Here is a 24,889-nt window from a genome sequence, read left to right as displayed (position 1 = left end):
AGGAGAACACGATAATGTCGGAAACTCAGAGTGTATTACGCTCCTTTGGTCAGGTTTATGACAATCCGGTGTTGCTGGAGCGCAGCGTTACTGAACCAGTTTGTGAAGGCTTCAATATTGCTCTAGCAAGTTTTCAGGCGCTGTACCTGCAATATCAAAAGCATCATTTTGTAGTTGAAGGTTCAGAATTCTATATGCTGCACGAGTTCTTCAGCGAAAGCTACGAACAGGTGCAGGGACACGTTCATGATATTGGCGAACGTTTGGATGGACTCGGTGGCGTACCAGTGGCTGGCTTTGCCAAGTTAGCAGAACTGTGCTGCTTTACTCCGGAAGACGAAGGTGTTTTTTCCTGCCTTCAGATGGTCAAACACGATTTAGCTGCTGAACAAGCTATGATTGGGTTGATTCGTCGTCAAGCAGCGCAAGCAGAAAGTTTGGGCGATCGCGCTACTCGCTATCTCTACGAACAAATTTTACTCAAAACTGAGGAGCGTGCTTATCATCTGGCGCACTTCCTTGCCCATGACAGCTTAACTCTGGGATTTGTCCAGTCTGGCAATAACTAAGATTTAGCTGTACAACTTGGTCAATTTCAGCTATAATAAGCCAAAATATTCAAACGAAAGACAGCTTTAAGCACCCCAACTGCCTTTCTTTTAATAGAGGAGAACCTATGGCAGAGACGAGATACTTTATCTCTCTCTGTCATTTTCGTTATTGATGCACAGGGAAATACGATCTAAAACTATAAATTTATTGATTGGATTTGTCAACGCTGCTTAACAAAAAAAATCCACTTTTGCCAGAAACAACCTGTGCTATACGCACCAGTTACTCTCATTCCTAGGCGGTCGCCTGGGAATGAGAGTAACAAAAGTAAGCTCCCACTCCATAAGTCATAAGTCATCAAATCTTGGAAAAATAGACCCAATAACCCGCCAGGAATAGGATGAAACCCCGTAGAATGATCAGGACTTGACAACGGTTACGCTAGGACTAACAAATATGCCCCGTCGCAATGATATTCATAAAATTTTGCTACTAGGCTCCGGGCCAATTGTCATTGGACAAGGCTGCGAGTTTGATTATTCAGGGACTCAGGCCTGTAAAGCGCTTCGGGAAGAAGGATATGAAGTGGTGTTGATCAATTCCAACCCAGCTTCGATTATGACCGACCCGGAAACTGCTGACCGCACCTACATTGAACCGATGACACCAGACGTGGTGGAGAAGGTGATAGAAAAAGAGCGACCTGATGCTTTATTGCCAACGATGGGGGGTCAGACTGCTCTAAATTTAGCCGTGGCGCTGGCGAAGAATGGAGTATTGGACAAGTACGGTGTTGAGTTAATCGGAGCCAAATTACCAGCTATTGAGAAAGCTGAAGACCGCCTGCTATTTAAAGAAGCGATGGCACGAATTGGGGTGCCAGTTTGTCCGTCGGGAATTGCTAGTACACTAGAAGAAGCGAAAGCGATCGCTCGCGAAATCGGCTCCTACCCCTTAATTATCCGTCCCGCTTTCACCCTCGGCGGCACGGGCGGCGGTATTTCTTACAACCAAGAAGAATTTGAAGAAATGGCACAGGGAGGTATAGATGCTTCTCCTATGTCACAAATTCTGGTGGAAAAGTCGCTTCTGGGTTGGAAAGAGTACGAACTGGAAGTAATGCGCGATTTGGCAGATAACGTAGTGATTATCTGCTCAATCGAGAACCTTGACCCGATGGGTATTCACACCGGGGACTCAATTACCGTTGCGCCAGCGCAAACCTTGACAGACAAGGAATACCAGCGGCTTCGGGATGCCTCAATTAAGATTATCCGTGAGATTGGGGTAGAGACGGGCGGCTCAAATATTCAATTTGCCATAAATCCACTTACAGGCGAATTGATTGTAATTGAGATGAACCCGCGAGTTTCCCGCAGTTCCGCGCTTGCATCTAAGGCGACGGGATTCCCGATTGCTAAAATGGCGGCGAAGTTGGCGGTGGGTTACTCCTTAGATGAAATTCCCAACGATATCACTAAGAAAACACCAGCCTCGTTTGAGCCGACAATTGACTATGTGGTGACGAAGATTCCCCGATTTGCATTTGAGAAATTTCCCGGTTCTCAAGCGGTGCTGACAACGCAGATGAAATCGGTGGGAGAAGTGATGGCGATGGGACGGACGTTCTGCGAGTCGTTCCAAAAAGCTTTGCGTGGTTTGGAGACAGGACGCGCCGGATGGGGATGCGATAAGAAGGAGAAGTTACCTTCATTAGAGCAAATTCGGGCTGGTTTGCGGACACCGAACCCAGAACGGATTTTTACAGTGCGTCATGCCTTTTTGATGGGGATGACAGGGGAAGAGATTTATGAACTCACCGGAATCGATTTGTGGTTTCTGGATAAGATGCAGGAACTGTTGGAAACCGAGAAGTTCCTGAAGCGGAGTCAGCTCAAAGACCTGAAGAAGGAACAAATGTGGGATATTAAGCGGCAGGGATTTAGCGATCGCCAAATCGCCTATGCTACTAAAACCACAGAGGATGAAGTCCGCGATTATCGGAAATCGTTGGGTATCGTGCCTGTTTACAAGACAGTGGATACTTGTGCGGCTGAGTTTGAGGCGTTAACTCCATACTACTACTCGACCTACGAGGAAGAATCGGAGGTGTTGCCTTCTAATAAGCGCAAAGTGATGATTTTAGGCGGTGGCCCGAACCGCATTGGACAGGGGATTGAGTTTGACTACTGTTGTTGTCATGCGGCTTATGCCTTATCCAAAGAAGGGTTTGAGACAATTATGGTCAACTCGAACCCAGAGACAGTTTCCACAGATTATGACACAAGCGATCGCTTGTATTTTGAGCCGCTGACCAAAGAAGATGTACTCAACATCATCGAGGCGGAACAGCCAGAAGGAATTATTGTCCAGTTTGGCGGTCAAACACCGTTGAAATTGGCTTTACCTTTACAGGAATATCTGCAATCCCACCCCGAAATAACAGCTAAAATTTGGGGAACCTCGCCAGATTCGATTGACACTGCTGAAGACCGAGAGCGATTTGAAAAAATCCTGCGGGAACTCGATATCAAGCAGCCAGCAAACGGTCTGGCTCGGAGTTACGAAGATTCTCTAGCTGTCGCCAAGCGTATTGGCTACCCGGTTGTGGTACGTCCTTCTTATGTATTGGGAGGGCGGGCGATGGAAATCGTCTACTCCGATGAGGACTTACAGCGCTACATGATTTATGCGGTTTTAGTAGAGCCGGAGCATCCCATTTTAATCGACAAATTCTTAGAGAATGCGATTGAAGTGGATGTGGATGCGATCGCAGACCACACTGGCAAAGTAGTAATCGGCGGTATCATGGAGCATATTGAACAAGCAGGAATTCACTCCGGAGATTCTGCCTGCTCGTTGCCGTATACTTCCCTCTCCGAACCAGTGCTGGAGACAATTCGCAGATGGACGGTTGAACTAGCCAAATCCCTGAAAGTCATCGGATTGATGAATATCCAGTTTGCTGTTCAAGGCGAACAAGTTTACATCCTCGAAGCCAACCCCAGAGCCTCGCGTACCGTGCCTTATGTCTCGAAAGCCACCGGAGTTCCCTTAGCTGGCTTAGCATCCCGAATTATGGCAGGTGCGACGCTGGAATCTCTGAAATTTACCGAGGAAGTGATGCCAAGTCACATTGCGGTCAAAGAGGCGGTATTGCCTTTTGAGAAATTCGCTGGCACAGATACGATTCTCGGCCCTGAGATGCGCTCTACTGGCGAAGTGATGGGAATTGGTGCCGACTTCGGGACAGCCTTTGCTAAGGCAGAATTGGCAGCAGGACAGCGTTTACCTTTATCTGGGACGGTGTTCGTGTCGATGAACAACCGCGATAAAGCGGCGGTTGTGTCTGTGGTGAAAAACCTGATGGAATTAGGTTTCCAGATAATGGCAACCGAAGGCACCAGGAAAGTATTGCGAGAGAATGGGTTAGATGTTGAACTGGTGCTGAAATTGCATGAGGGTCGTCCTCACGTGCTAGATGCAATTAAAAATAGCAAGATTCAGCTAATTATCACTACGCCTTCTGGAGAAGAGGCGCAGACAGATGGTCGGCTGATTCGCCGGAGCGCTCTAACTTACAAAATCCCGATGATCACAACTATTGCTGGTGCCAAAGCAACAGCGGCGGCGATTCGTTCATTGCAGTCTCAACCCTTGCAGGTGAAGTCATTGCAAGAATATATCGGTAGCCACAAATAAACCCGACAAAAGCCCGTTTCTAGCCTCTCTTCCCTGGAAACGAGGGAAGGGAGGCTACCGCCTCTATTTCACATTTGTGCAAGATATTACTTGCAACCAACAACTAACGACCAACATCTGACAAAAAACGATTAAACGATTAATTGATATTGCAATTTGAATGGGTGACAGCTTATTTCTTTCTATTTGATTTTAAGGAAATCATCGAGATCACCCCTCTATCCTGAAGTAGGTATTTTTAATTACTCCTTTGATAATAAAATGTTACATACAACTTACTTAAAATAAAATCCCTAAAACATATATTAACTATTATTAACCTTGCAGAAGTATTTTGGGATAGAAGGCATAAGCAACGATTACTGAAATGACCTCTATCCCTATGTAGGTAAATTCTGTGTGTTTTTTGTAACCAAACTTTCAGCCAAAAGGCGTAAAGATTGGATACCCAATACCGTAATCTATTACAGTACAATGGTATTTTAAAATTAGATACAACAGACACTAAACAAATTACTCAGAGGTAAATAATGCAATACCCAAATTGTGCAAACTTAAAACTAGAGCAACTGAAAAATAAAAATACTACTGAGCTGCAAAGCTCTTTAGAAGAAATTCTGACTCAGTTACAAAAAGAAAGCTCTCTAGTGGCAGACTATCCTGATGCAGAGGGACTAGGCTTGAAAAACATTAGTCGTAACAAGAGGGCAGTGATAGAGAGAATTATTGCCCTGAGCGTCTCGGAGTCAAACATAAAACCTTATGCAGATCAGGCCAAGTGGGAATGTGCCTAATGAAAAATCTCTCCAGAGAATCAGAAACCTGATCCTGCGCGTCGTAGAAGCAGAGACAGATAATTTCTCTGAACTAGCGCAAATGGCTGGATTAAATCCTCTGAAAGATTTTGCTGGTGGGAACCTGAGTGGTGTTGACCTGAGTGGTGCCGATTTAAGCGGTGCCATTTTGAGCGGTACTATGTTACTGGCTGCTAACCTCAGTTGTGCTGACCTGAGTGGTGCTAACCTGAGCAGAGCCAACCTGAACAATGCTGACCTCAGCAATGCCAACTTGATCAGTGCCAACTTGATTTGTGCTGACACGATCAATATCAACTTGAGCGGTGCCAACCTGGTTGGTGCTAGCCTCAACACTTGCAACTTGCTTTGTGCTACTCTCAATGATGCCAAACTAATTGGAGTTGACCTGCGCCGCGCCAACTTGATGGATGCGAAATTGTGCTGTGTCAACCTAAGCGATGCTAACCTGAGTCATGCTTCTCTGCGCCGTGCCAACCTAAGTAATGCCATCTTGATTGGTGTCAATATGCAGGGTGTTGACCTGAGCAGCGCTGACCTACGTGGTGCTAACCTCAGCGATACTGACCTAAGCAGTGCGAAAGTCCAGAAGGCTCGATTTGGCGAAAATGAAGGATTGGCAGAGAGCATAAAACGGGACTTGAGGCGACGCGGGGCAATCTGCTAAAAAATAAAAAAGGCTATTTATAAAAACTTAGGAGTTAAGAGTTAATAGCTCTTAATCCAGTTACCTTATCTGGTGCAGAGTTCGACTATGACTCCTGAAGCCGACCAACTGCTAAAGCAAGGAATTGAGCAATATCAGGCGTATATAGAGACGCGACTAATCGCGTCTCTAGAGGTTGCAATGCAGTCTTGGCAAGAGGCGCTTTCTATGTATCAAGCCAGCCAAAATAGCATTGGGGAGGGAGCCGCTTTAGGAAATCTGGGAGCTGCATACAAGGCTTTGGGAGATTTACCGCAAGCGATCGCATTCTATCAGCAGCACTTGAATCTAGCTCAAAGTATCCAAGACCGACGCGGTGAGGGGAATGCCCTTGGTAACTTGGGAAATGCTTACTACCTGATGGGAGAGGAGCTAAAAGCGATCGCTTACCAGCAACAGCGTTTAACCATTGTCCGCGAAATTCAAGATCGTCAAAGTGAGATGCAAACGCTCTTGAATCTGGGAGCAGTTTACTATTCCTTAGATGAGTATAGCCAGGCGAAGGAATGCTTTCAAGAGTGTCGAGCGATCGCGCTCCAATTGCCAGATAGTCGAACAGAGGGACTGGCGCTCAAAAATCTACGTTTAGTCTCAGATGCTCTTCTTGACTCGCAAGCGGCGAACGACTACCAGCAACAGCACTCCTCTCTTGTCAGGAAACTATGGCAAGCTGAGGTTCTAGACTTCCTAACTCACGCCAAAATGCTTGGCATCAATCCATCTGAGGATTTTGCCAAAGCTGACCTGAGTGGTATTAACCTCCGCAGCGCCGACCTGAGCAATGCTGATCTCAATCATACCAATCTGAGCGACGCAGACCTAACATTTGCGGACTTGAGCCGTGCCAACCTGGAAAGTGCTAACCTGGCTGGTGCCTGCCTCTGTAATGCCAACCTCCGCGATGCTGACTTGCGTGGTGCTAACCTGAGTCGAGCCGATTTGCGTACCAAAATGCCCCGCGCTAACCTCAGTGGTGCCAACCTGGAGAGTGCAAACTTATACAGCGCTTACTTACCTAATGCCCAGTTAGCGGCAGCAGATTTGAGTGGTGCTACTCTCAGTGATGCTGACTTGAGTGGTGCCAACTTAAGCAGGGCGAATTTGCAAAATGCTGACCTCAAGCGTACCAATTTAAGCGGTGCCAATATAGAAAATGCTCGCCTAATAGGGGCTTTAGGACTTTCCGAGGCGATGAAGCTTGAGCTGAAGCAGCGTGGGGCAATTATTGACGATGACTGAGGACAATTGTATGTTTCAATTAGTAGTCAATACCGTTGATGGATGGCACCTTTATGTTAGCTTTATTAATATTTAAGTAATTGCCGAATGAGTCACACCAGGTAGGCAAAGCAACTGGTGCATCTTGCTGCTAAAGGAATAGACTAATTTACAACTGAAGTGGCAACTTGGCGGATTCTCTACCCGATGTATTTGCACTTCTTGAGATGCTCTAATGCAAAAGCCTCTCCCCCAGCCGCTTCGGGTGGTTCAGCTAGAAAACAAATCTGGTTGCCTGTACATGGAATTGAACGGGGAGCCAAAATCACCTAGACACATTGACCTCTACTTGACCGTGAGTTTCAAGGAAGATTGGGAGTCGTTCTTGGGCGGTCAAGTCAAGTTTGGCTTAAAAAGTGCAAAACTAAAACTGAAGCTGACAAATGGCGTTATGCCCTATGACTCGCGTAAGTTAACAGGCTCGCGTCAACTTTTGATTCACACGGATAGACAAAATCGGGAAGTTAATAAATCTCAAAATTCCACAGACTGTGATGCTGCCCTAAGTGAGATTAAAGCTAAAGCGAAAGCAACCGGCACCGGGGAGCAAAAAGCAGATATGATGAATAAATTTGGAGTCACTGCTTATCAAGTTACAACTCAAGGGGAGCCAGAAAACCCGTCTTGGACTTTTACAAAAGAGAGGAGTCAGCCAGTATTGATTGGCGTGAGTTATCGGGAAAAACTGGGAACTTTGTATGTGACGAAAAAGCCTTGCATTGTGACAGGTTTTTTTGAAATTTCAAAGAAAGATATCCTGTTGAGGGATATACAAGGATTGGGTTTAGAAGATATTAATTCTAATAAGAGGGTAGTGTTAAACACAATGATTACCCAGTGGCTAATAGATACAAAATTAACGCCCTATTTAAGTCAGGCAGTGTTGCTATATGACTAAGACTAAATCTCTTCAGGAAATTGAAGAACTGATCCATCTGGTTGTAGAGGCACAAACTGATGATTTGTTTGAGCTTGCGGAAATTTCCGCTCTAAATCCTGCCGAAGATTTCGCAGGAGCCGACCTGAGCAATATCGATCTCCGTGGGGTCAATCTGAGCTGTTTCAACCTCAGCGATGGCAATTTGAGCTGTTCCGACCTCAGTGGTGCCGACCTGAGCCATGCTATTTTCAGTAGTGCCGATCTCAGTTGCGCCAACCTGAGTGGTGTGGATCTTCGGGGGGTGGATCTCCGGGGTGCCAACCTGAGCCATGCTGACCTGAGCGGTGCAGACTTGAGTAGTGTCGTCGATTTGAGCCATGCCAACCTGAGCCATGCTATCCTGGGCGGTGCCATCCTCAATGGTGCGATCTTGATTGGTGCTAACCTCAAGCGTGCTGAACTGATTGGTGTTTCTCTGAGTAGTGCTGACTTAACTGGTGCTGACCTGAAGGGTGCCAACCTGAGCCGTGCTGACTTAACTGGTGCTGACTTGAAGGGTGCCATCTTCAGTGGTGCTATCCTGAACGGTGCAAAAGTTAAGAATGCTGAATTTGGATGGAATGTAGGACTTGGTGAGGAGATGAGGCTGGAGTTGAAGCGGCGAGGAGCAATATTTGAGGATTCTTTAGCTATCGCTCCCACTTTAGTTAGGCGAATTTAATGCGATCGCTTTTAGCGTCAAGGGAAATCCACCGCCAGCAGTCGCGTTTTTAACCACTGCAAATCCATCAAAACTTCGGGTATTTCTTCTCCAGTGTGGACTGAAATGAGAAAGGGCGGTGGTAGTCTGCTATTTTTATGTTTAGCATTTAATATTTATTTTCTGGACTAATCCGCCAGATTCTCTCTAAAATTTCAATCTGTTCCAGCAGAAGAGTAGCACGATGTTTAGGACGAAACTTTTTATATAAAACAGCTCCTAAAATAATGGTCAAAGGAATGACAAATAGGAGAACACCAGCAACAGTGTTCCCCGAAACATCAGCCTGAGTCAGCGCGTTTTGATCGGCAGGTTTTACAGAAGAAGTTACTGAATAAGACGTTGGCATATTTTTATTCCTCTAGATAGTGGACTTATATCTTTCTTCAATAATGTTCGTGCAAATTCACCATCAAAACAGGTGATCTCCAGCTTTTAGAGGCGCGATTCTCATCAGAGAAAAATGTGATTTGCGTCAAAAGGCAAATTATAGGGACAAAATTGTGGTACTGGGCGCTAAATATGGTTTCTGATTGCCAGATGGGAAAAGAGAAAGCGATCGCCCTCTTAGAACATCGCTGCCTCTTTAAGTGTTGGGTGTTACAGTCACCACCCGCTCAACTTCATCTATAGTTATCGATGCAATGCCAAACTGATGAATCACCCAAGCATTGGTAGTTAAATGGGTGCTAATCTCAGCTACTCGGTATTGACTCGTCTCGGAACCCAAAGCCGCAGGTAATAGCAACTGATCCGCCAAATGCTCCTCAACAGGTGCATTAGTTTTATGAAAATTCAGCAACTCCTGACAAGCTATTTCGGCTACTTTATCAGCTGGCAACCCCAAACGCCCCAAGGCACCAAAACCAGCCAAACTGTCTTCATACTCAGCTGTGAGAAAAATACCCGCTCCTGGTGCAACACCCCTTTCTCGCAATGGACGCACCGTAACTTTCAGATGTGCCTCGTGTAACAAATTCTCTGCACGGCTTGCCATCCGTTGCGGAATGTGGGAGGGCAGTTGTGTCACCACAGCTAAACCCCGCACTTCCTGCAATTGTCCTCGTTCGAGTAAATTAATGCTGCTGAGGGTGCTACCGCCGCTGACGTGGAGTTCCACTTCTCCGCCGCCTTGCGGATACCATCCCCAACGGTGTAGCCTTACTTCAGCTTGCACCCCCATTCGTTTCAAGATGGGCAGGTAAACTTGCTCAATGTAGGAGAGTGAGGGACTATATGCTACATGAGTGCCGCCGCGCAGTATTATTTGCGAATCGCCGCGAGCGAGAGCTAAGGGCAGCAAGATAGTCTGCAAAACCAAAGTGACAGCACCCGCCGATCGGCCTTCCCGTGCGTCGCTGACATCAAAGGTGTATTTTCCAGCTTGAACAGAGTAACTGGGGGTAAACTCTAAATTCGTTGAACCCAACTCATCCCCCTGTACTTGGGCGTTGCAAATTGCCGCCGCCGCCCGTACCCCTGTAAGGTGTTGGGCAGCTAGTCCGGGCTTTTTGCGTCCCGCCCGAATGCGTTCGATGCGTATCGGTTGACCTGTGATAGTCGCAAGGCTGAGGGAAGTGCGTAACACTTGTCCGCCGCCTTCGCCGTAAGAGCTGTCTATGTAAATCATGAAGGGCAAGGGATGCTTCCCCCGTATCATAAAAGATAGGATAAGTTTTGAGCGCCTTGGTATGGGAACAGTTTGGGAATTAGATTTTTACTCTCGCCCGATTTTGGACGAGAATCAGAAAAAAATTTGGGAATTATTGGTGTGCGAGAGTCCTTTGGATACCCGCACAAAACCTGAGTCTTTGTTTCGTTATGCTCAGTTCTGCCCCAATAACCAGGTGAATTCGATATGGTTGCGGACGACCTTGGAGGAGGCGATCGCATCCTCCAAGACCGGCGCTCCCCAAAAAATCCGCTTTTTCCGCCGTCCGATGACCAAGATGATCGTCAAAGCCTGCGATGAATTGGGCATCTCAGCTCAACTTTCTCGCCGGACTTTTTCGCTGTATTTCTGGCTACAAGAGCGGATGCAGGAAGTTTATCCCAAAGAACCGGGCTATCAACTTGTTGCGCCTAATCCATCTGTGCAATACCAAACCCAGCCACCCCAGCCTCTACCAGATGCTTTGAGAGGTCAGCAGTGGGCGTTTGTAACGTTGCCTGCGGCGGAATTTGAGGAAATGCACGAGTGGGATATTGGCTTTGGGGAAGCTTTCCCGCTGATAGGTGCGACAGATACCGCACCCCTTGCGCCCCAAACGCCAATTCCTGGCGTGGTGATTTTTTCCCCTAGGGCGACACCAATGGCTGGCTGGATGTCTGGGATTGAACCAGCTTTTATCAAGTTCAGCGGTGGTGCGTCGCCTAGATTGTTATTGGAGACAGGGGAGAGTAATAGCTGGGTTCTGGCTAATCTCAAAGACCCAAAAATTCTGGAGGAAGCCAAAAACTTTGAGCAGGCTAAGCAAAAAGCGGGGATGGTGCATTTTTTAGCTTTTCAGTCCACCCCCCAGACAGAATCGTTTGCGGGGTTTTGGCTACTGCAAGAGTTGCCTGTAGTTAAGTAAAAAGACTCTGATGGCAAAGTAAAAAGGGAAAAAGAAAAAGACTCTCATAAAAAGTTAAAATGCCACCAGATGAAGATTGCTTACTACTTTAGACTCTCTTAAAAAAGTTAAAGGAAAAAAGCAAAAAAAAGCACCAGAAGAAGTTAAAATGCCCACCTAGAAGATTATTTACTACTAGGGAATATTTTCTCTTTTTTTTGCATTTTTACTGTCTTGCCCCACGATTCGGGGAAGCATAGCTAGACCCTATCGTTGGGGCGCTTTTTCCTTTTACCTTTTAAGAGCGTCTTGGCGGTTGCCTATTCCATAGTTATCAATAGATATGGGTTTTAACGATTTGCCACAAGAGACTCTAGCAGAGCAGCTATTGGATCTAGCCTTGCACTCAGGAGCAGAAGCAGCGGAGGTTTATCAGTCGCGATCGCTATCTCGACCGGTATTTTTTGAAGCCAACCGACTCAAACAGCTAGAAATAGCTCAAGCAGAAGGCACAGCCCTGCGGCTGTGGCAAAATGGGCGTCCGGGGCTAGCCGTCGCCTATGGAGCGGTGGAAGCGCAAGCCTTGGTGGATCGGGCGATCGCGATCGCTAAGCTCAACCCACCAGAAACCGTGGAACTAACTGATGGTACTAAAGGCAACTATCCAGACTTGGGAGAGGTAGTACAAGTTGAGGATCTGGTGTCTATGGGCAAAGAAGCGATCGCCATTGTCCGAGACGCTTACCCAGAAGTCCTCTGTTCTAGCACCTGGGAATGCGAATCAGAAACTACACGATTTATCAACTCTAAAGGACTAGATTGCCGTTATACCGATACCACCCTCAGCTGTTATCTAGGAGCAGAGTGGGTGCGGGGGGATGATATTCTTAGTGTCAGCGATGGTCAAACCCAGCGGGACAGACTCGATCCAGTCGCGCTGGCTCTCCAAATTGTGCAGCGATTGAGTTGGTCTAAAGAAAACGTTTCCCCCCCCATCGGTCGCGTACCAGTGCTATTCACCGCCAAAGCAGCGGAAATGCTTTGGGGGACAGTTGCAGCTGCACTCAATGGCAAACGGGTAATCGAAGGTGCTTCCCCCTGGAGCGATCGCCTTACCGAACAGGTAATATCAGAAGCCATCACCATTTCCCAAAACCCGCAATCGGGGCCATTCAGCTGTCCTTTTGATGATGAAGGCACCAGCACACGGGAACTAATCTTTATAAAAGACGGCATTTTGCAACTATTTTACACCGATCGCACCACAGGGCGGCAGCTGGGCAGTGGCACCACAGGCAACGGGTTTCGCCCTGGTTTAGGCAGCTATCCCACACCAGAACTATTTAATTTGCTGGTTGGGCAAGGGAAGGGGACGCTGTTGGACTTAATGCAAAAATTGGATGATGGACTGGTGGTAGACCAGATGCTGGGCGGCGGTGCTGGTATTTCTGGCGACTTCTCGGTTAACGTTGAGCTAGGCTACCGCGTCCAGAACGGTCAGGTAGTCGGGCGAGTGAAAGATACTATGGTTGCGGGTAACGTCTACACAGCGCTGAAACAGTTAGTAGCACTGGGAGGCGATGCCGATTGGAACGATTCGATTTATACACCCTCTCTGATTGTAGAAGGGCTATCTGTCACCGGAAAAGTTATTAGTTAGTTGCACAATGGCTAATAGCTAATAGCTAATTGTTCCATCAATAGCTATTAGCTCTTGATTGTTTTGAGTGAATTATGAATTATTTGAGAGAGTTAAGTTCTCGGTTAAAGTCTTTCAAATTAAAACTCAAAACTCAGAAGCGATATATCGCTTCTTTACAATTCAAAACTTTCTTACGTCCCAGACGGCGGGTAGCGATCGCTGAAGCTTGTCTGATTGGTTTAGTATCGGGACTCTCAGGAGTTCTATTAAAGGTATCAGTTGGGGCTTTAGGCGCATGGCGAGTTCATGCGTCCCACTTTTTACCAGCGTGGATCGTCCTCCCTGCCATTGGTTTATCCTTTGGATTCCTCTCCGGTTGGCTGGTGGAACGTCAGGCACCAGAAGCTGCTGGTAGCGGTATTCCTTATGTCAAAGCTGCTCTTGCCCAATTTCCCATAGCGCTGAATTTACGGGTTGCCATAGTTAAATTATTGAGCAGCATCCTGGCTTTGGGTTCCGGACTGACCTTGGGGCGACAAGGCCCAACCGTTCATGTGGGTGCAGCCGTCGCCGCGCAATTGAGTCACTGGGTTCCCACCTCCCCCGACCATCGCCGCCAGATGATTGCTGCGGGTGCTGGTGCCGGGTTAGCCGCTGGCTTCAATGCGCCGATCGCTGGCGTCCTATTTATTGTAGAAGAACTGCTTCAGGATTTATCCGACCTGACTCTAGGGACAGCAATTTTAGCATCCTTCATCGGTGCGGTTGTCTCGCGGCTATTAGGGGGCCGCAGCCTGGAACTCAACTTGACGATAACAGCATCTCAGTCTAGCTTCTCTTTACAAGAGATTCCTTTTTATCTGTTGTTGGGAGCTTTGGCTGGGTTGTTGGGAGCATGGTTTTCTAAGGGAATTTTTGCCAGTCTCGGCTTCTACCGCACCCTGAAACTGCCTTTAAGTCAACGAGTCGCTTTGGCTGGTTTGATTTCTGGGATAGCGATCGCTTTGCTACCCGAAAGCTTTCGGGACAACACAGGTTTGCGAGAATTTTTAGTCACGGGTGAGGCGGCTTGGCAATTTACGACCATAGCTTTTGTCGTGCAGTATATTTTAACACTTGTCGCCTGTGGCTCTGGCGCTCCCGGTGGTTTATTTTCCCCCTCCCTAATTTTGGGATCTGGGCTGGGCTATCTAGTGGGACTCCTCCAACAGGCAACTTTGGGAGTCGGTTCGCCTGCTACCTACTCTCTGGCTGGCATGGGGGCATTTTTCTGCGCCGTTGCCAAAGCTCCAATCACCTCCATTGTCATTGTCTTTGAAATGACGATGGACTTTAACCTTGTCTTACCTTTGATGATTGGTTCGGTGGTTTCCTATCTGGTGTCGGAAAAGATAACCAGAGGATCGCTTTACAGTCGCCTCTTAGAGTGGAATGGCATTCATTTAGAGAAAAAGCCGACTACCGATGGACTATTGGCAAATCTCAAGGCAGAAGATGTGATGCAGCGCCGGGTGGAAACCTTGCCTAGTAATATCAGCCTTGATGAAGCGACGCAAGCTTTTTCCCGTTCCCATCATCGCGGTTTCCCCGTTGTAGACAAGGGATTGCTGGTTGGTATTGTCACCCAAACAGATTTAGCAATTTACAAAGAGCGCAGTCTGCCGGGAAATCTCCCCCTATCGCGGATTATGACACCGCAACCTGTGACTGTTGGTGCGACAGCTTCGCTTGGCGATGTTTTATATTTACTTAATCGGTATCAAATCAGCCGATTGCCAGTCACGGAAGGGCGCAAGCTGATTGGGATTATTACCCGCGCCGATATTATTAAGGCGGAAGCAGACAAGCTGAACGGTCAAACTGGCTCTATTGGCCCCCGGTCGGAACCTTCCTATGTAGTTTATCAAACTCGCGCTCCTGCCATAGGAACCGGACGAATGCTAGTTCCCCTAGCCAACCCGCAAACAGCACCAGCGCTGTTGCAGATGGCAGCCGCAATTGCCCGTGATCGCAACTATGAATTAGAGTGTCTTCAGGTGATTTTAGTTGGACGCAGTAGCGCCCCCGCGCAATCACCTGTGAAGACGGGTGCTAGTCGCCGCTTGCTACGTCAGGCGGAAAAACTAGGCAAGGAATTGAATATTCCGATTCACACCCAGATTCGGGTATCCCACGATATCGCTCAAGCGATCCTGGAAACGATTAACGAGCGACACATCAATTTGTTATTAATGGGCTGGAAAGGCAGCAGCATCACCCAAGGTCGCATTTTTGGCGATGTTGTGGACACGATTATCAGACAGGCTCCTTGCGAGCTGGTGTTGGTGAAAATAGGTCAAGGGTTTACTTCTAATTCATCCTTCTGTCTGCTACCTTCTGCTTTCCACAAGTGGTTAGTTCCTATCGCTGGTGGCCCTAACGCCCAGCAAGCTTTGCAAATTTTACCTTCTTTGCTTTCCCTGTCGCATACACCAGCCATCCAATTAGCCCAAATTTTCCATCCCTCCACACTTTTGCCTGACACAGCTGTGCTAGAAAAATCTGCTCTTTTTCTCAGTAGCCAGTTGAGCGCAAGTGTGATGGCAATTCCGGTTCGCGCCACTTCTGTTTCCGATGCGGTCATCAATTTGGCGCACGCCGATGATTGCGATGTGGTGGTATTAGGTGCCAGTCGTGAGGGAATGTTGCAACAAGCGATTAAAGGAAATATACCGGAAGCGATCGCGCGTGGCGTGAAAAGCACGGTAATTTTAGTTCGCAGCGCCCAATAAAAGTTAAAAAAGCAAAGTTTTTAATTTTTAATTTTTAATCTTCCATCTCGCAATTGCACCACAGTTTTATTCGCCATCCGTAGCAAGCGTTCGTCGTGCGTCGTTACAATCACTGTCGCACCAAAAGCATTTAGTTTCTGAAGAATCTTCAGCACCGATGCCGAATTATCTGGATCTAAGTTCCCAGTCGGTTCATCTGCCAATAACAGCGGCGGCGTTCCCACAATCGCACGCGCAAGACTGACTCGCTGTTGCTCTCCCCCAGACAGTTCCTCTGGAAAACAGCTGGCTTTATGCTGTAAACCTACCAGCTTCAGGGTGGGAACTAAACGACGCTCAATTTCCTTGTGAGTGAAGCCTTGCGCCCACAGGACAAAGGAAATATTTTCCGTCACCGTGCGCCGGGGGATGAGTTTGTAGTCTTGAAACACAACGCCAATCCGCCGCCGTAGCAAAGACAACTTGTGTCCGCGCAGTTGTCCGACGTTACAGTTATCGACAATTACTTCGCCATCAGTGGGACGTTCTTCCCCGTACAGCAACTTCAGAAGTGTTGACTTACCAGAACCAGAAGGCCCAGTGACGAATATGAAATCCCCCCGCTTGACTTCCAGGTTGACATCTAATAGCCCACAACTGCCATTAGGATAGATTTTTTTCACGGAGCGCAATTTTACCATCCCCCGCAATTCATCTCCCGCATCAGCATTCATTGCCTGATGTTGATGATTTTTGCCAATACCGGGATGACCAGAAGTTGTGGTCATAAAAAAGTTATTAAGTGTATAGTTTTTTCGTCTTTAGTTATATAGCAATCCTATTTGAGTTGTGAAATGTTAGCGTTTCAGATCCCCGACTTCTTAAAGAAGTCGGGGATCTCGCCTTCATGAATCATTTAGGACTGCTATAGCCGTTGTAAATCGTAGGACAGGGCAAGCCGCAACCATTCATCCTGCACTACAAAGGAAGAATTATTTCACGATTCTGCCAAGGATTGCTATAGTCCTACTTGGTGCCAATGACTAATGACCATCAAAACTGATAATTTTTTACCACAGCTTTTAAGGCAAATTGCGGTAAAGCCATCATTCGCCGCCAGCGCCAGGGTTCTTGATACAGTCGATAAAGCCATTCCAGGTGATTATCTCGAAACCAGGCGGGTGCTCTCGATTTTATCCCCGCCCAGATGTCCAGGCTACCGCCAACACCGATCCAAATTGCTTGCGGACATAGGTGGCGATGTTGGGCTATCCATAATTCCTGACGAGGAACGCCTAAACCTACGAAAATTAGGCGGGGCTGTAAGTCTTTGAGGGTTTGGATAAATTCTAGTTCAGCTTCGGGCGATAAGTAGCCGTGTTGAGTACCTGCGATCGCTACCCCTGGTATTTTACCTCTCCAAACCTCCGCCGCCGTCTGGGCAACTCCCGGTGCGCCTCCAAAGAAGAAAACCGGACACTGTTCCAATTGTCCAGCTTGCCGCAATAGTGACTCTGCCAATTCAATTCCGGGACAGCGGCGTAAGCGTCTACCCTTTAGCCGCAAGTATAGTACGACACCAGCTCCATCCGGAATCACCAGCTCTGCGGAGCGAATAATTTCGCTCAGAGTGGGGTTGCCTTCTGCCTGCATTGCCATTTCTGCATTTAGCGTCACCACATGACTGCCCATCCTCCGCTCTAGGCGCGAGATTAACCAGCTGGAATAGTCATCCAACAGGTGAACGGGAACTCCCAACACAGGAAAATGTTCGGGTTTCTCAGACATCATCGAATTCTCGTACTGTCTCACACCACCCATAGGGTTTGTAGTCTTTAAACCATGAACGCTAGCTTATTCGCTGTATTGTAGAGTATTCCTCCGCTGGGGTACAGAACCGGACAAAATATTTTTTTAAAAGGGAAAGTGAGGAGTTAAAAATTCTTAACTCCTCACTTTTCTCAATTACCTGTTTTTAACTTGCTCTTTTAACAGAGCCATCGGCATACAGTTCCAACGGCACCAATTCGACTTTTCCGTTTACTTTGACTTTAGAGTAAACAATTCTCACAAAGGGAGCTTGGTTTTGGTTGTAGCGAAATGACATATAAACCTCCTCGCAAAAATTGATTCTTTGATTCTTTTAATTCAACTCATTAGGTTTTACTTTTAGCCCTACTTCCTTTATACAAAAAGTCTTTTAAAGATTCCGAAAACATGACAGACTTTTTGATTAAGATTCTGTAAAATCTTTAAAGTGTTGGGAGTAGAGTTAAACAATCTAAATCCTTATAAATCTAAAATAAATCCGCCAGTCTATCCTGTCATTAACCCTGTGGCTTAAGTCCGCAGACACAGGGAAACGCTTACCCCTGTAGTGGATTGCAAAAAGGTAAGCGGCTGAACTGATTATCAAAAAACTTGCATTAGCGCGATGCTAACCAGTAAAAGAACCAGATTCCCACCAGGTTAGCAACAAGATCAGACAAAGTGGAGGTGCGAAGGGGTGAAAGCATCTGCAAACTCTCATCCACAATGGCAAAGATGCTAACGAGAATTGGGCCCAGTGGCATGGTAATTGCCAAAGGCCAAGTTTTAATCATTCTCTTACCAAGAGATTTATGAGCTAAATAAGAGGCAATTCCTAATAATACAAAGTGTCCAATTGTGTCATAGAAGGGAATCGCTGAGATTTTGACAGGGAGAATGCCCCGATAAGCTAAGACAATAATTGTTAGCAGAATAAGAAAGTAAAGGCAAAAAGCCAAAATCCAGCGCTGAGTTGATTTCATTCCCATTCCTTGAGAAGGTAATATAGCTAAGTGAGTAGCGCGGGCATCACGAGAGCGACAGGTAATATTTAGGATTGCTATAGAAATATCTACATCACAAAAAAAGAGCATTCCAGAAGTAACGCTCTTTTTGGTCATAGTTCATGGCTTATTGCCATGAACTATCGTGTATTTGTTAGGCGTGACGATTGGCTTCTTCTTGCAGCCAGGAATCGACAGGTTGCCCATCTCGACGGCGCAGTTCAATATGAATAGCGATCGCTTCTATCGCTCCCGGCGCTGCTGGTTTCTGATGGAAAATGATATCGTAGGCTGCGGGATCTTCATTCCGTTCCTTCAACCAATCCTGCACTTTCATTGTGGCAAAAAAAGCTTGCCCATCCTGAAACATCCGGCTAACTTGCATTTGTATTGTGTAGGGATTAATTCGTGCCATAGATTTCTGCCTTTCTAAATTGGGTTAAGTGGTAAGAGGGGGAGGGGTATAACAATCTTTTAACTCAGGATTCAGTTTTGATGCCAATGAGTAGATAAGTTGTCATTTCTCCTTTTCCTTTGATTTGGATAGAACCTCGCTCCTGCAAGTGATACTTATCGTGTAAGCACTCTTTAGTTGCGGCAGTTAGTTGAATAGACCCAGGCTTACCGTGAGATTCCATGCGGCTAGCGATATTAACAGTGTCTCCCCATAGATCGTAGATAAATTTTTTCAGACCGATTACTCCCGCCACAACTGGCCCAGTGTTGATGCCAATGCGGATGCTGAAGTTTAAACCATTGGCGATATTGAATCGGGTAATTTCATTTTGCATATCAAGAGCCATTTGCGCGATCGCTTCCGCATGATCCTCTCGCGGCGTGGGTAAACCGCCAACAACCATATAAGCGTCGCCAATTGTCTTGATTTTCTCCAACCCATGCTGTTCAGCCAATTGGTCAAAAGCTGAGAAAATTTGGTTGAGCAAGTTTACCAGTTCTACAGGCGATGTCTGAGCAGCTAGCTGGGTAAAGCCAACGATATCAGCAAATAACACCGTTACCTCAGCGAAGTTGTCCGCAATAGTACGCTGTTCTTTTTTCAAGCGATCTGCGATCGCTTGCGGTAAGATATTTTGCAGCAGTCGCTCAGCCTTTTCCTGTTCCGCTGTTAAATCTTTTAAAGACGATTCTAAAGCTTCTAGCATCCAGTTAATTGTCCGCGCCAGGATTGATAACTCATCTTTGCCAGCGCTTAACACGCGCATGGAAAGATCGCCACTGCTGCCAATACTTTTAACTTCAGTGCTGAGATAAGCGAGGCGCGACAACACCAATTTTTCTAAGAGTAATAGAGTTGCACCAGTAAACAAGATACCTACCACCAAGGTTGATATGCCTAAGCTAACCACTAGATAAGTTAGCAGGAATCGGCTTTGTTGATAAAATTCTTTGGGCAGATCCACTCGTAGCAGTAGCGCAGGTTTTCCGTAGATATCCCGCAGCAAAACATATCCCACCACCAAACCATCCCTGAGAGGTTTGACGAGAATGGAAGAATCGGACATTTTGGACAAAGCAGAACGCACCGATTGGAAATCAGAGGGCAATTGCGGGTCGTTTACTTGGTATGCAGTGATGGGCAAATGGGTCAATTTACTTAAATACTGAATTTTTTCAGCATCCAAGTATCGCCCTAAGATCAGCGTCCCCCGACTAGACCCTTGACCTTGGCTATTTAGAATCGGCCCCGCTGCGATCGCCATTGGGCCATCTGGGAGGAGAACTATCCCGGTACGCGGCTGTTGCTGGGGATCTTGTAGCAGGTAACGATTAGCCGTCAGGTATGTTTGGACGTTTTTGGGAATAGGTACTACCTGGTGCTGCTTTAAGTCGAAGCTGCGACCGATAACCAATTCACCTTTAGAGTTGATAAACAGTATCAAGTTGGATTTGAGTGGTCGTAAGGAAAAATCGTTCAGATTTTGCTCGATATAGAGGCTGTTGCCATCCTTAATAAACTTATAGGTGTCATCCCACACCGCCCATTGATCGTTCAAGGCGCTGAAATCGCTAAGGTAGTTAGAGAGGGCATCCTGAACTCGTTGAGCGTTCCGGTAAGCCTCCCGTTCTTGCAATTTGGCGAAGCCGTTCACCAAGATGGTTGATGAGGTGAGATACAACACCCCAATCAAACTTACAACGGTCACGCCAATCGCCAGCAGTGTTTTCTCGCGCAGTTTCATGCACCTAAATGAGCGGTCAGCTATGCGGGTACTGACGAGCTACATCCACAACATAACTTAAACCGGAGAACATTCTATAATCTAAGACTTGCTTAAGGCTGAGTGGAACTGTGTCTGAGCGTTTTTAAAAATATACGATCCTGTAATTTCCAAATATAATTTCCCCTGATACCCTTTTGACCTTATGGTAGCTAAATAATGAAAATATATAGGTTAAGTTGAGGCAGGAAACCCAACTATTCTTTTACATGGGTTGAGTTTCGCTTACCCCCAATCCAACTTACTATAAGCCGAGATACCCGACTTCTTAGAGAAGTCGGGTATCTAAAGCGCTAGCACCTCACAACTCAAATAGGATTGCTATACTGCTTCAATTGCTTGTTAAAATGCGGATGTTTGTGTTGCTTTATTCATAGATTTTAGATAATAAAATAAATTGCTTAGACGCTGTATAATACTAAGCTAAAGACTAGAAGAGAAGATTTTGTAAGGTGGGCAAAAGCCCACCCTATGGGACTTATTGCAAACCTTCAAGAAGCTGGGCGCGTGCTGTTTCTAAGGCTTCTTTCAGTTTACTTGGATCGCGTCCGCCAGCTTGCGCTAAGTTGGGTCGTCCGCCGCCACCGCCGCCGCAAATTTTGGCGATCGCGCCGATAAATTTACCAGCTTGCAATCCTTTTTTATTAACATCTGGGCTAAAATGTGCCACCAAACTTACTTTGTCTGGTTCGGGAATTGATGCCAAGAATACAGCACCATTACCCAATTTTTGCAGCAATCTTTCAGCGGCAGTTTTTAGGGATTCTGCGTCTACGTCTCCCAATTCGGCAACTAGAATTTGGAAATCGCCAACTGTTTGGGCAGTGCTGAGTAATTGGTCAGATTTGGCAAAGGCGAGTTCTGCTTTTAATGCTTCTAATTGCTTTTGGGATGATTTTAATTCGTTCTGGAGGTTGGTAATTCTGTCGGGGATTTCTTCGGGTTTGACTTTAAAGCGATCGCTTAACTCTTTAACCACTTTATCCCGTACATTCAAGTATTCCAGAACTGCTGGCCCGGCGACAGCTTCAATACGTCGGATACCTGATGCTACTCCCGCCTCGGAGACTATTTTAAATAGCCCAATTTCAGCGGTATTACTCACATGAGTACCGCCACACAATTCCATAGAAACACCGGAAATATCTAGTACCCGCACTTCATCGCCATATTTTTCCCCAAACATCGCGATCGCGCCTTTTGCTTTTGCCTCAGCTATGGGCAATACTTCAGTATGGGCGTGGTGTGCTTCTGCAATCCAAGTATTAATCTGTTCCTCAATTTGTTGCAACTCTTCTGGTGTCACGGGACGAGGACAGTTAAAGTCAAAGCGCAGCCTGTCGAAAGCCACCAAAGAACCAGCTTGGGAAATTTCGTCATCGACAAACTTTTTCAAAGCTGATTGTAATAGGTGAGTTGCTGTGTGGTGCGCTTGAACGCGACGACGACAAGCTAAGTCAATTTGGGCAGTAACGGTATCTTCTAACCGCAGCGTACCCCGTTCGATGCGACCGAAGTGGACAAAGAAATCTGATTCTTTTTTGACATCTTCAACTCGTACCAAAACTGAATCGCCGGAAATGTAGCCGCGATCGCCTATTTGTCCTCCTGATTCTGCATAGAACGGGGTTTGATCGAGGATTATTTGTACGCTTGTTCCCGCTTCCGCCGCTTCCACAGAGAAGCCTTCTACAAGTATTGCTTCTACCTGGGATTGGCTGACGGGTTGGGTATAACCGAGAAATTCAGTAGAGTGGATATCCTCAGCTAATTTATCGAGAGAACCTTGTACGGTTAAATCGATAGTTTCGTGGGCTGATTGCGATCGCGTTTGCTGTTGTTCCATCGCCACATTGAAACCTTCCACGTCTACGGTAATTCCTTCTTCCTCAGCAACTTCTTGAGTTAGTTCTAAGGGGAAGCCGTAGGTGTCGTAGAGGGTAAAAGCACTTTCACCGCTAATTTCGGTTTTTCCTTCTTTCTTAACTTGCTGGATAATTTCCTCCAGCAGTTTTTCGCCTCTTTCCAAAGTTTTGAGAAAGCGGGTTTCTTCTCGTTGCAATTCAGCTTTAATTTGTGCTTCTCGGATACGGACGTTGGGGTATGCAGATTCGGAAAGCGCGATCGCAGTGTCTGCCACTTTCGTTGTAAACTCACCTTCAATGCCAATCAGCCGCCCGTGACGCACCACGCGCCGAATTAATCGCCGCAAAATATAACCCCGTCCAATATTCGAGGCGCGGATTTCATCAGCTATCATGTGGACAACTGCCCGGACGTGATCGCCAATTACCTTCAGAGAAACTTTGGTTTTCTCGTCGCTGCTGGCGTAGTCAATTCCGGCAATTTGGGCCGCTGTTTTGATAATTGGGAAAATCAGGTCTGTTTCGTAATTATTCGGAACTTTCTGGAGGATTTGCGCCATCCGTTCCAGTCCCATTCCGGTGTCGATATTCTTATTAGCAAGTGGTGTTAAATTACCTTCTGCATCCCGGTTGTATTGCATGAACACCAAGTTATAAAACTCGATGAACCGAGTATCATCCTCTAGATTGATGTGTTCGTCGCCGCGTTCCGGGTGGAAGTCATAGTATATTTCTGAACAGGGGCCGCAAGGACCAGTGGGGCCAGATACCCAGAAGTTATCATCTTCTCCTAAACGCTGGATGCGCTGTGGCGAAACGCCAATTTTATCCCTCCAGATGGCAAATGCTTCGTCATCTTCCCGGAAGACACTCACTACAAGGCGTTCTGGGGGTAAGCCAAAGACTTGTGTTGACAGTTCCCAACCCCAGGAGATCGCTTGTTCTTTGAAATAATCCCCAAAGCTGAAATTTCCCAGCATCTCAAAAAATGTGTGATGTCGGGCGGTGCGTCCTACGTTTTCGATATCGTTGGTGCGGATGCACTTTTGCGAGGTGGTGGCGCGGGGAAATTCGGGCGATCGCTGTCCCAAAAATATTGGCTTAAATGGCAGCATCCCAGCGATCGTCAGCAGTACGGTGGGATCTTCTGGTACCAGAGAAGCACTCGGCAAAATTTGATGTCCACGAGAAGCGTAGAAGTCGAGGAATTTTTGCCGAATTTCACTACCGCTAAGGAACTGGGGAAAAGAAGACATGGGAGTTTACAAGGGATTGGTTTCGGTCAACGTGTTATCTATTTTTACATTTGTTTATGCCTTGTTGCATCACCTCCAGCCTTAGAGTAGCAATCCTAGTAAAAGTTGCAATTGTTTAATGGTTAACTGCAATTCGTAAAAATACGTCAAGTTTGGTAAATTCAGCAGATCCTCCAGTGAAGAGGATGTTAATTTAATAGTGGACACCAAGAAGTGAGAGATAAAGAGGAGGAAGATAAAACGAATGGGAGACATAGGCGCGGTGTCCCCGGTCTGTGACCCAAGTGCAGCAGTAGCCCACCAAGCATAGATGGCAGTGGCAAACGCCTTTAGAGGGCAACGCCAAACCAGGGTCTAAGAAGAGACGACCATGCGGGAAAAGTGAGAGGTGAAGCTGCTTAATTGTCCACCCTAGTAGTTGATGTTTAATTGTTGAAAAAACTAACTCTTTCGTTTTAACGGGCTTAGTCGCACTTGACTAAGCCCTAAAATTTTTTATAGGGTTTTTTAATAGGCTCATCGCCTAAGATAGATTTCTTCCTATTCATCTGGCGGTAAAATAAAGGTTTGAAAATAACCGCAATTATTTGGGATTAATCGATGGCACTTAAAGTAAAAGTTCCCACTATCGTCTGTAATGGCTGTGCAGAAACGATCACCGAAACTATCCAGACTATGGAACCTGATGCCAAGGTGGAAGTGGATGTACAAGCCAAGACGGTGACAGTGGAAGCTCAAGCTTCTGAAGAGACAATTAAACAAGCGATCGTGGCGACAGGTCACACTGTTGAAGGTTATCAATAACCTTACGAAGCAACGCTTGCATTAATTATCAGCCAGTTGGGTGATGCCCTAGCTGGCTTTTATGTTTATTAAAAATTAATACAAACTACACCTCATCTGGGTAGAAATGGAGTAAGCAATTACGCCTGATTTCCTCTAGAATTTGCCGAATGATTTCTTCTGGTGGTGGATCTAGCTGTTTGCCTCATAGCACGAAAAATCTTATTACTAGCGGATTCCAGAGGGGGGGTGAAGTGCAGATATAGAGGCGCGATCGCGTTTCCCTTCCCAG

The 24,889-nt window shown here is 46.5% G+C and carries 20 protein-coding genes; 11 read left to right on the top strand and 9 right to left on the bottom strand.

All coding sequences use genetic code 11. The features are described from left to right. Positions 1 to 14 precede the first annotated feature (14 nt). The 7 genes from dpsA to NDI42_RS15490 all read left to right on the top strand — a co-directional run bounded on the left by dpsA (position 15) and on the right by NDI42_RS15490 (position 8,654). Positions 15 to 569, top strand: a complete 555-nt coding sequence (dpsA, locus tag NDI42_RS15520) for a DNA starvation/stress protection protein DpsA (protein WP_190458946.1) — start codon at positions 15 to 17, stop codon at positions 567 to 569. Between the two features lie 439 nt (positions 570 to 1,008). After that, complete coding sequence (gene carB, locus NDI42_RS15515; protein WP_190458944.1) at positions 1,009 to 4,254, top strand: carbamoyl-phosphate synthase large subunit; 3,246 nt, start codon at positions 1,009 to 1,011, stop codon at positions 4,252 to 4,254. Between the two features lie 530 nt (positions 4,255 to 4,784). Next, positions 4,785 to 5,048 carry a hypothetical protein gene (locus NDI42_RS15510; protein WP_190458942.1) on the top strand — a complete coding sequence of 88 codons (264 nt, stop codon included), beginning with the start codon at positions 4,785 to 4,787 and terminating at the stop codon, positions 5,046 to 5,048. Continuing rightward, positions 5,017 to 5,736, top strand: a complete 720-nt coding sequence (locus NDI42_RS15505; protein WP_190458940.1) for a pentapeptide repeat-containing protein — start codon at positions 5,017 to 5,019, stop codon at positions 5,734 to 5,736. Before NDI42_RS15510 ends, NDI42_RS15505 begins: the two co-directional genes overlap by 32 nt. An 87-nt stretch (positions 5,737 to 5,823) precedes the next feature. Next, positions 5,824 to 7,014 (top strand): pentapeptide repeat-containing protein, encoded by a 1,191-nt coding sequence (locus tag NDI42_RS15500; RefSeq protein ID WP_190458939.1) that lies wholly within the window; start codon positions 5,824 to 5,826, stop codon positions 7,012 to 7,014. Positions 7,015 to 7,228: 214 nt separating this feature from the next. Beyond that, positions 7,229 to 7,951 carry a hypothetical protein gene (locus NDI42_RS15495; RefSeq protein ID WP_190458937.1) on the top strand — a complete coding sequence of 241 codons (723 nt, stop codon included), beginning with the start codon at positions 7,229 to 7,231 and terminating at the stop codon, positions 7,949 to 7,951. Continuing rightward, positions 7,944 to 8,654: a pentapeptide repeat-containing protein gene (locus NDI42_RS15490; protein WP_190458935.1), complete on the top strand. Its 711-nt coding sequence runs from the start codon at positions 7,944 to 7,946 to the stop codon at positions 8,652 to 8,654. Before NDI42_RS15495 ends, NDI42_RS15490 begins: the two co-directional genes overlap by 8 nt. Before the next feature lie 148 nt (positions 8,655 to 8,802). Here NDI42_RS15490 and NDI42_RS15485 read toward each other — a convergent pair whose 3' ends face one another. Both NDI42_RS15485 and rtcA read right to left on the bottom strand, forming a co-directional pair. Then, a complete protein-coding gene (locus NDI42_RS15485; RefSeq protein WP_190458934.1) occupies positions 8,803 to 9,042 on the bottom strand; it encodes a hypothetical protein in 240 nt (79 codons plus the stop codon). A 237-nt stretch (positions 9,043 to 9,279) separates the two neighbouring features. Continuing rightward, positions 9,280 to 10,323 (bottom strand): RNA 3'-terminal phosphate cyclase, encoded by a 1,044-nt coding sequence (gene rtcA / locus NDI42_RS15480; RefSeq protein ID WP_190458932.1) that lies wholly within the window; start codon positions 10,321 to 10,323, stop codon positions 9,280 to 9,282. Between the two features lie 61 nt (positions 10,324 to 10,384). On the opposite strand from rtcA, the gene NDI42_RS15475 reads away from it, so the two are divergent. The 3 genes from NDI42_RS15475 (at position 10,385) to NDI42_RS15465 (ending at position 15,661) form a co-directional block, all read left to right on the top strand. Continuing rightward, positions 10,385 to 11,269: a Tab2/Atab2 family RNA-binding protein gene (locus NDI42_RS15475; RefSeq protein ID WP_190427638.1), complete on the top strand. Its 885-nt coding sequence runs from the start codon at positions 10,385 to 10,387 to the stop codon at positions 11,267 to 11,269. A 322-nt stretch (positions 11,270 to 11,591) separates the two neighbouring features. After that, positions 11,592 to 12,908: a TldD/PmbA family protein gene (locus NDI42_RS15470; protein WP_190458930.1), complete on the top strand. Its 1,317-nt coding sequence runs from the start codon at positions 11,592 to 11,594 to the stop codon at positions 12,906 to 12,908. 74 nt (positions 12,909 to 12,982) lie between these two features. Continuing rightward, positions 12,983 to 15,661: a chloride channel protein gene (locus tag NDI42_RS15465; RefSeq protein WP_190458928.1), complete on the top strand. Its 2,679-nt coding sequence runs from the start codon at positions 12,983 to 12,985 to the stop codon at positions 15,659 to 15,661. 20 nt (positions 15,662 to 15,681) lie between these two features. On the opposite strand, the gene ftsE is transcribed toward NDI42_RS15465, so the two are convergent. The 7 genes from ftsE to alaS form a co-directional block, all read right to left on the bottom strand. Further along, positions 15,682 to 16,374 (bottom strand): cell division ATP-binding protein FtsE, encoded by a 693-nt coding sequence (gene ftsE, locus NDI42_RS15460; protein ID WP_431191432.1) that lies wholly within the window; start codon positions 16,372 to 16,374, stop codon positions 15,682 to 15,684. Positions 16,375 to 16,693: 319 nt separating this feature from the next. Beyond that, entirely contained in the window at positions 16,694 to 17,428 is a 735-nt protein-coding gene (locus NDI42_RS15455; RefSeq protein WP_190458980.1) for a WecB/TagA/CpsF family glycosyltransferase, read from the bottom strand. Between the two features lie 187 nt (positions 17,429 to 17,615). Then, on the bottom strand, positions 17,616 to 17,747 hold the full coding sequence (locus tag NDI42_RS15450) for a hypothetical protein (protein WP_277876891.1): 132 nt from the start codon (positions 17,745 to 17,747) through the stop codon (positions 17,616 to 17,618). A gap of 319 nt (positions 17,748 to 18,066) precedes the next feature. Further along, positions 18,067 to 18,570 (bottom strand): VanZ family protein, encoded by a 504-nt coding sequence (locus tag NDI42_RS15445; RefSeq protein ID WP_199311374.1) that lies wholly within the window; start codon positions 18,568 to 18,570, stop codon positions 18,067 to 18,069. A 37-nt stretch (positions 18,571 to 18,607) separates the two neighbouring features. Next, positions 18,608 to 18,868 carry a hypothetical protein gene (locus NDI42_RS15440; protein ID WP_190458927.1) on the bottom strand — a complete coding sequence of 87 codons (261 nt, stop codon included), beginning with the start codon at positions 18,866 to 18,868 and terminating at the stop codon, positions 18,608 to 18,610. A 64-nt stretch (positions 18,869 to 18,932) separates the two neighbouring features. Next, positions 18,933 to 20,654, bottom strand: coding sequence for an adenylate/guanylate cyclase domain-containing protein (locus NDI42_RS15435; protein ID WP_190458925.1), 1,722 nt, complete (start codon positions 20,652 to 20,654; stop codon positions 18,933 to 18,935). Positions 20,655 to 21,171: 517 nt separating this feature from the next. Continuing rightward, positions 21,172 to 23,814, bottom strand: a complete 2,643-nt coding sequence (gene alaS, locus NDI42_RS15430) for an alanine--tRNA ligase (protein WP_190458923.1) — start codon at positions 23,812 to 23,814, stop codon at positions 21,172 to 21,174. A 600-nt stretch (positions 23,815 to 24,414) separates the two neighbouring features. Here alaS and NDI42_RS15425 point away from each other — a divergent pair. Beyond that, positions 24,415 to 24,618, top strand: coding sequence for a heavy-metal-associated domain-containing protein (locus NDI42_RS15425; protein ID WP_190424866.1), 204 nt, complete (start codon positions 24,415 to 24,417; stop codon positions 24,616 to 24,618). Positions 24,619 to 24,889: the final 271 nt, after the last annotated feature.

Source organism: Funiculus sociatus GB2-C1, from assembly GCF_039962115.1.
Lineage (GTDB): Bacteria > Cyanobacteriota > Cyanobacteriia > Cyanobacteriales > FACHB-T130 > Funiculus > Funiculus sociatus.
The sequence above is the reverse complement of the archived record's forward strand: the minus strand, read 5'-3'. Positions and strand labels throughout refer to the sequence as shown.